This is a genomic window from Terriglobales bacterium (assembly GCA_035691485.1).
GTDB lineage: Bacteria > Acidobacteriota > Terriglobia > Terriglobales > Acidobacteriaceae > JAIQGF01.
This window is the reverse complement of sequence record DASSIZ010000131.1, coordinates 1-6262: the sequence shown is the minus strand read 5'-3', so window position 1 is coordinate 6262 and position 6262 is coordinate 1. Positions and strand designations below refer to the sequence as shown.

At 60.2% G+C, this 6262-nt stretch carries 9 protein-coding genes and 1 tRNA gene; 7 read left to right on the top strand and 3 right to left on the bottom strand.

Annotated elements, in window-relative coordinates:
* The coding region (locus VFI82_16560; GenBank protein HET7186298.1) for a hypothetical protein at nt 1-355 on the top strand (355 nt) is incomplete at its 5' end.
* A 6-nt stretch (nt 356-361) separates the two neighbouring features.
* Here VFI82_16560 and VFI82_16555 read toward each other — a convergent pair.
* From VFI82_16555 to VFI82_16545, 3 genes are all read right to left on the bottom strand, one after another.
* Nucleotides 362-438, bottom strand: a tRNA-Val gene (locus VFI82_16555).
* Nucleotides 439-499: 61 nt separating this feature from the next.
* Complete coding sequence (locus tag VFI82_16550) at nt 500-2143, bottom strand: SpoIIE family protein phosphatase (protein ID HET7186297.1); 1644 nt, start codon at nt 2141-2143, stop codon at nt 500-502.
* 192 nt (nt 2144-2335) lie between these two features.
* Nucleotides 2336-2512, bottom strand: coding sequence for a hypothetical protein (locus VFI82_16545; GenBank protein ID HET7186296.1), 177 nt, complete (start codon nt 2510-2512; stop codon nt 2336-2338).
* A 64-nt stretch (nt 2513-2576) separates the two neighbouring features.
* Here VFI82_16545 and VFI82_16540 point away from each other — a divergent pair, with 64 nt between their 5' ends.
* From VFI82_16540 to VFI82_16515, 6 genes are all read left to right on the top strand, one after another.
* Nucleotides 2577-2852, top strand: a complete 276-nt coding sequence (locus tag VFI82_16540; GenBank protein HET7186295.1) for a hypothetical protein — start codon at nt 2577-2579, stop codon at nt 2850-2852.
* 216 nt (nt 2853-3068) lie between these two features.
* A complete protein-coding gene (locus tag VFI82_16535) occupies nt 3069-3725 on the top strand; it encodes a hypothetical protein (GenBank protein ID HET7186294.1) in 657 nt (218 codons plus the stop codon).
* A 178-nt stretch (nt 3726-3903) separates the two neighbouring features.
* Nucleotides 3904-4674 (top strand): electron transfer flavoprotein subunit beta/FixA family protein, encoded by a 771-nt coding sequence (locus VFI82_16530; protein HET7186293.1) that lies wholly within the window; start codon nt 3904-3906, stop codon nt 4672-4674.
* 34 nt (nt 4675-4708) lie between these two features.
* Nucleotides 4709-5017 carry a hypothetical protein gene (locus VFI82_16525; protein ID HET7186292.1) on the top strand — a complete coding sequence of 103 codons (309 nt, stop codon included), beginning with the start codon at nt 4709-4711 and terminating at the stop codon, nt 5015-5017.
* Nucleotides 5018-5085: 68 nt separating this feature from the next.
* Nucleotides 5086-5313: a hypothetical protein gene (locus tag VFI82_16520; protein HET7186291.1), complete on the top strand. Its 228-nt coding sequence runs from the start codon at nt 5086-5088 to the stop codon at nt 5311-5313.
* A gap of 56 nt (nt 5314-5369) precedes the next feature.
* Nucleotides 5370-6262 (top strand): electron transfer flavoprotein subunit alpha/FixB family protein (locus VFI82_16515; protein ID HET7186290.1); only part of this gene is annotated, 893 nt, incomplete at its 3' end.

Sequence of the window (6262 nt, the reverse complement as noted above, 5' to 3'; positions counted from 1 at the left end):
GCTAGTGTTCCTCTTTGTTTTCAATGCTGCCAAAGCAGCAAAGATCGTGCTAGTGCAGTTTCTTGCAACTAAATGGAAAGCAACGGTCTTGGTCGAGCTGTCGAGAAGCCCGCTTTTCACCGGTAATTCAGACTTGGCCGGCGTGATCCGGCTAGCACCTCTTCGGTGTCAAAAAACGAGGTCAACAAGCCTTAACCCTGTGCCGGCTTGCTTTTCTGCTTTCACTCGTCACCAGTTGGTGACGAGTTTGGAGTTGCCTGATGAAGTGCAGAGGTGCCGGTGGCGAACTGATCGCGCCAGCGAGAAGCGCCAATTTACGGAAGGCCTGCCGGTGCGTACTCGGCAGATTCAATGAAGTAAGTGGTAGGCCCGAATGGACTCGAACCATCGACCTCTTCCGTGTCAAGGAAGCGCTCTAACCAACTGAGCTACGGGCCTACGAGTGTTTTTGTATTGTAGCTGCGGAGGCAGTGCGGGGCAAACGTCAGAACTCCCGGCACTAGGTGGCGGTTTTACCGCCTGAGTACAGCAACTCAACCACGGTGCAGTCATCCTGCAGCGGGCTGGAACCGCAGAATTCCTTCACCGCTCGGAACACGCCCTCGAAACCCTCGGTGAGCGCGGCATGGTCAAGCCGTTCGTAGCCAAAAAATTCGCCCTCGGAGTTTTCGGCCTCCACCACGCAATCGGTCGTCAGAAATATGCGGTCGCCCGGCTGCAGTTGCAGGCTCATGCTCTGGAAGCTGACGTCGGGCAACAATCCGATGGCAGGATTGACGTTGTCCGGTTCCGTGACTTTTCCCCCGGAGACCAGACGCGGTGGCACGTGGCCGCAATTCAGCAGTTCGAGCCTGCCGTCGGCCCACAAGCGAACCAGGACCATGGTGGCGTACTTTTCGCCGACGTCTTTCTGGCACAGAAAATTGTGGACCGCGGTGACCGCCGATTCCAGCGAGATGCCCTGCGCCAGTTGCGAGTACAGCATGCCCTGGATCACCGAACCCAGCAGCGCCGCGGAGACGCCTTTGCCGGAAACGTCGGTGAGCACTACCGCCAGCGCGTCGGGCGTGCGCACAACGTCGAAGAAGTCGCCGCCGATTTCCTGGCACGGCAGATTGCGTCCTTGGACTTCGGCGAACGGCACGTCGGGGATGCGCACCGTCATGAGGCGCTGCTGGATCGTCCCCGCGATCGACAATTCCTGCTGGTAACGGCGCGCCGCTTCTTCCACCTCCACCAATTGCGCGTTCTCCAGGAGGCCGGCAGCCTCTTTGGCGATGGCGTGCAGGATATCCTGGCTCACGCCGTGAAGGCCGCGTGAGGCGATACGGCTATCGAGATACAGCACCCCGAGGATCGGATTGCGGCTCTTCTTGTTGCTGCCGGCGCGAGGACTGTTCTCAACGGCGCCGCTGCGGCGCAGTGGAATCGCGATTACCGTGCGGAGGTCGTGGCTGATGATGCTGACGCGTCCGGCCAGGTCGGCGGATTGCGAGGTATCGCTGACGACAAATTCCGCTCCCGAATCGGCCGCCTGGTTCAGCAGCGAGCGGCTGATCGTGGTGTCGTCGGTCAGCGTTTCTCCCTTCATGTTTCTGCCCGCGCCCATTTGGAGAGCGCCGTCGGAACCGCGCAGGAATACGAAGCCGCGCTCGGCGTGGGTGAGTTTTAAGCTGCAATCCAGCAGGGTGGCGATGACGTCGCCAAGAACCCCGCTCGTCCGCAAGCGGCGCGCTGCTTCCAGGAAAAGACGGAGCTGCGCCAGTTCCGATCCGCCGCCGCCGCGCGGCACCATCGAGATCTGGCTGAGCAGCTCCGAAGACGTGGCCACCGGCGTGGTCGGATTGAATACCAGGTAGAAATCTTCCAGCCCAAAATCGCAGCGGTCGTTCGCCTCCAAGGCGTGTCGTTCGCGCTTCGTGCGGTTGACGTACACGCCGCTGCGTCCGCCCTGGTCAACAATGTAGTAGCGGCCGCCTTCGGAGAGGATCGAGGCGTGCTCGCGCGACACGCGCGAGTCGGGAATGTGCAGGTCGCGGTCCGTTTTGCGCCCGATGGTAAACGGCGTGTGATCGATCACGATGCGGCGCTGCTCCGCGCCTTGCACAAACAGCAAGACTGGCGCCGGTGAGAGTGCGGGCATGCTGGACACGAGAACCCCGTTTGCGGCAAGCCTAGATTGCCGGAAGTAGCAAAAGCGTAGCACGGGACGAATGAAGATTGAAAATGAAGAATAATCGTCGGTTCTTCGTCGACCGTCGATGGGGCCGCTCAGGCCGGTCATACCTTCAGCGAATGCATCAGGCATCCTGCATTCTCAATTCTTCATTCTGCATTACATGTTGTCAGGATCGGAGAGCAACTTAGGCAAGGTGGGTTTGTGCTTGGGACGCGCCTTTTTCTTCACGTCGGGCTCGAAGCGCGTAGGCGGAGGCGCCCCGATGTGCTCGCGTGCGGCCGACTTCACCGCCGTAACCGCGCGAAACGGCTTGGGTTTTCTCTTCTTTGCCATATCAGGGCTACGTTTGCACCGCCATTATGCAATAATTTTTACTGGCGGCACCGAGAGGCGGCGAATGGACGAGCGCGACTTCTTCGATGAGCGGCAGGACAAGAAACCTTTTACGTTGAATTGTCCGCATTGCCATCAGGCGGGCGAATACGAGTTGGGTTGGATCGTGCGCACCAAGAAGCGCCAATTGCCCGGTCGTGCCGACGAGCGCGACCGCGCCAAGTTTGCCAAGGCCCGCTCCTACATGGTCCGGCGCGACGACATGGTCATGTGCAAGAACATGCGCTGCCGCAAACGCTTCGAGGTTTCCGGCGTTCAGTCCGTAGCGTTCCTCGATTAATCATATTTACGGTACCTCGCGGTGACCGCGAAAATGCACGCCGGCGGTAGTTTTTGCCGGTTACTTTCGTGGATGCATAGCTTTTCACACCGGTTAAGTGTCTAGTAAGCAACCACTTACAATTGAGGCGCTCTGGCTTAGAAGTTGCACTACTGCCGGCCGTGAGCAAGGACGTCACATCTGGCTGTGACCAGGCCAAGCTCGAGGAGGAAACTGATGAGGATGACAAATTACAGCATGTTCTTGGCACTCGGCGCGGCGCTGTCCTTACCGGCGGCGGCGCAACTAGGTTTGGGCGTTGGACAGCGCGGTAGCGCCACCGGCAACGTTGGCAATCTCGGCGCGGGCGTTAATCACACGCTCGATGCAGGCGCCGACATCGATGCCGGCAAGACTGTCGGCAACACGGTCGGGACAACCATGAGCGCCCAGCAACAGGCGGACGCCAAGGCGCGTGCTGATCAGAAGGCGGCGGAAAAGAAGGCCAAGAAAGCTGCCAAGAAAGCAAAGCATGAAGGCAGCCAGACCGCGCAGTCTGCGGCTCACCAGTCTGACGACGTGAATGTCAGCGGCTCGGCGAGCAGCGACACCACCGCTTCCGCCAACGGAAATTCCAAGTCGGCGAACATGAACAGTTCGATGTCCACCGGCGCCAATGTCGGAGCCGGCAACACTTCGATCAACACCAGCGGTTCCAACTCGGCCAACGTCGGGATGAAGCCGGCATCGCTTGCCGCCTCTTCCGATTCGTCTTCATCGACGAGCGCGGCTTCCAGCAGCAACAAGAAGCACTACAGCAAGACGCAGCCGAAGCCTGAGTCGGACGATTCGCGCCAGGACAGCAAGCATTCGGACGACAAAGACTATCGCTAATCCTCAGTCCGAACCTCCCCGAATGAAAGCCCCGGTTTCAACCGGGGCTTTTGTCGTTTTGAAAATCTCAATTCAGGACGACACGTTTTATCCCGCCGCCTGTCCTTTCGGAGCCACGCGCGCGTCATTTATACTCGCCGGTTGCCAAAGAGTCGGTCAATCTTGTCGAGGTGGACCTTTGAAAATCCTGGTCTGCATGAAGCAGGTGCCGCAGAAGGACGCTCCGCTGAAGCTGAACGAGAGCGGAACCTGGATCCGCGAAGATGTTTCCTACGAAGTGAACGAGCCTGACGCCTATGCGCTGGAAGAGGCTCTACGGCAGAAAGAGAAGCACGGCGGCGAGGTGGTGGTGATCACGGCCGGCCCGGCTCGGTCGCAGCAGGTTTTGCGCGAGGCCCTGGCCAAGGGCGCTGACCGCGCCATTCACCTGGAAGACGCGGGTTTTGTCGGCCTGGACGCGTCCAACACCGCTCGTGCGTTTGCTGCTGCCATAAAAGAAGAAAAGTTCGACCTGATCTTCACCGGGCTGCAATCCGACGATTACGGCTTCGCGCAGACGGGAGTGATTTTGGCGGAGCTGCTGGGCTGGCCACACGCCACCATCATCATGCAGCTCGAGAAGAAGGACGGCGGCATTCGCGTGAAGCGGGAACTGGAAGCCGGATTTTTCCAGTACGTGGATATGCCGGTGCCGGCCGTGCTTACCATCCAGTCCGGCATCAACAAGCTGCGCTATGCAACCCTGATCGGGATCAAGCAGGCCAAGAATAAGCCCTTGAAAAAAGTTACGCTGGCCGAGGTGCAATCGGCGCTGGGCCCCAACCTTCAGCAGGTTCGGCGACTCTATATACCTGAGAAGACGAAGAAGACCGAGCTGCTGCAGGGAAGTCCCGCGGAAGTGGCCAAGAAACTGGTCGAGAAGCTGCGGGACGAAGCGCGCGTGATTTGAACCGCCACGCGGCGGCCGGCCGGAAAGGCCGAACATGGGCCGCGTGGAAGAGAGAATTGCAGCCGGGCAGCTTACGGCTGAGGAACTGGAACACCAGGCGCTCACCTTGAAGGCGATTGGAGCGCTGCTGTTGGTGTTCGACGCGATTCCGGCAGTGTTCATTTTTGTCGGCATCCGCGACGGATCGTTGCTGTGGCTGTACTGGACGGCGATCGAGGGCTTGCTCGGATTGGCCCTGGTGGCCGCGGGCATGCGCCGGGGGCAGACGGCGTCTCTGGCTATGGGCCACATGGTGCGGCCGCACTTGGAGGCGGCGGGTAGCGAAGACGAGCGGGCCGCTTGATGGTGTGATCGGCTTCCTAGCGGACGCCGGGCGGGTGTGATATTGCGTACCTCATAGCGAGGTGCGTCATGGCAGTGCCAAGCGATGTCGAGGTTCGCGAAAAGGGCTTAAGCCTGGAAGTGATCGGCGGGATGATCTGTTTTTTTGACTTCCTCATCCTGTTTTTCCTGCCCGCCGGTTTGAAGTTGGGCCACAAAACCGGGTTTGCGGTGGTGATGATCGCGCTCGCGGCGCTGGGATTGGCGCTGGTGGTGAGCGGAATCGTGATTCGCGCCCGCGTAGAAACCGAGGGCTAGAACCTAACAGCAAAGAGCTAAAGACTAAGAGCTAAGGGCTGTCGAACGAGGCACTCATGGCTGACACGATCCTTGTCGTTGTCGAGCAACGCGAAGGCAAGCTGAACCGCGTCTCGTTGGAGACGATCGCCGGCGCCCAGGCAATGGCCGCCGAAACCGGATGGACGCTGGAAGCCGCCGTCGCCGGCAAAAGCGTGGGCGAAATCGCAAAAGAGGTGGCAGGCAAGAAGCTCGCCAAGATGTACGCGATCGAATCGTCCCAGCTGGAACCCTACACGCCGGACGGTTTTGTCGCGGCGCTGAAACAGTTCATCGCGCAACGGCAGCCGCGCATGGTGCTGATGCCGCACACCTACCAGGTGCGCGACTTCGCGCCGCAATTGGCGACGGCGATGGGGCGCACGCTGGTGAGCGACTGCATCGGATTCCGCAAGGACGGCAACGACCTGCTGTTCACGCGGCAGATGTTCCAGGGCAAGTTCGCCGCCGATGTCGCGCTCGGGGGAGATCCACCGTACTTCGCCACCTTTCAAACCGGCGCCTTCCGCGCCGACAAGGCCGAGGCGGCAGCCAGCGCTTCGCCGGTGGAGACGGTGAATATCGAGGTCGCAGACGGTGTGATCCGCACGCGTCCGGAGGCGCCGTTCAAGGAAGCCAAGCAGGCGGTGGATCTGACGCAGGCGGAGATTATTGTCGCGGTCGGCCGCGGCATCAAAGAGCAGAAGAATATCGACATCGCGAAGCAGTTGGCGGAGGCGCTGGGGGGAGAGTTGGCGGCGTCGCGCCCAATCTGCGATTCCGGATGGCTGCCGATGGACCGGCAAATCGGCTCGTCGGGGCAGACCGTGGCGCCGAAGCTGTACCTGGCTTTGGGCATCAGCGGCGCCATTCAGCACATCGTGGGCATGAAGGGCGCCAGAACCATCGTTGCGATTAATAAAGACGCAGA

Bases quoted from the DNA above. Each gene is read 5' to 3' on its own strand.
- VFI82_16550 (HET7186297.1), bottom strand. From the start codon at position 2,143: ATGCCCGCACTCTCACCGGCGCCAGTCTTGCTGTTTGTGCAAGGCGCG.
- VFI82_16545 (HET7186296.1), bottom strand. From the start codon at position 2,512: ATGGCAAAGAAGAGAAAACCCAAGCCGTTTCGCGCGGTTACGGCGGTG.
- VFI82_16540 (HET7186295.1), top strand. From the start codon at position 2,577: ATGGACGAGCGCGACTTCTTCGATGAGCGGCAGGACAAGAAACCTTTT.
- VFI82_16535 (HET7186294.1), top strand. From the start codon at position 3,069: ATGAGGATGACAAATTACAGCATGTTCTTGGCACTCGGCGCGGCGCTG.
- VFI82_16525 (HET7186292.1), top strand. From the start codon at position 4,709: ATGGGCCGCGTGGAAGAGAGAATTGCAGCCGGGCAGCTTACGGCTGAG.
- VFI82_16520 (HET7186291.1), top strand. From the start codon at position 5,086: ATGGCAGTGCCAAGCGATGTCGAGGTTCGCGAAAAGGGCTTAAGCCTG.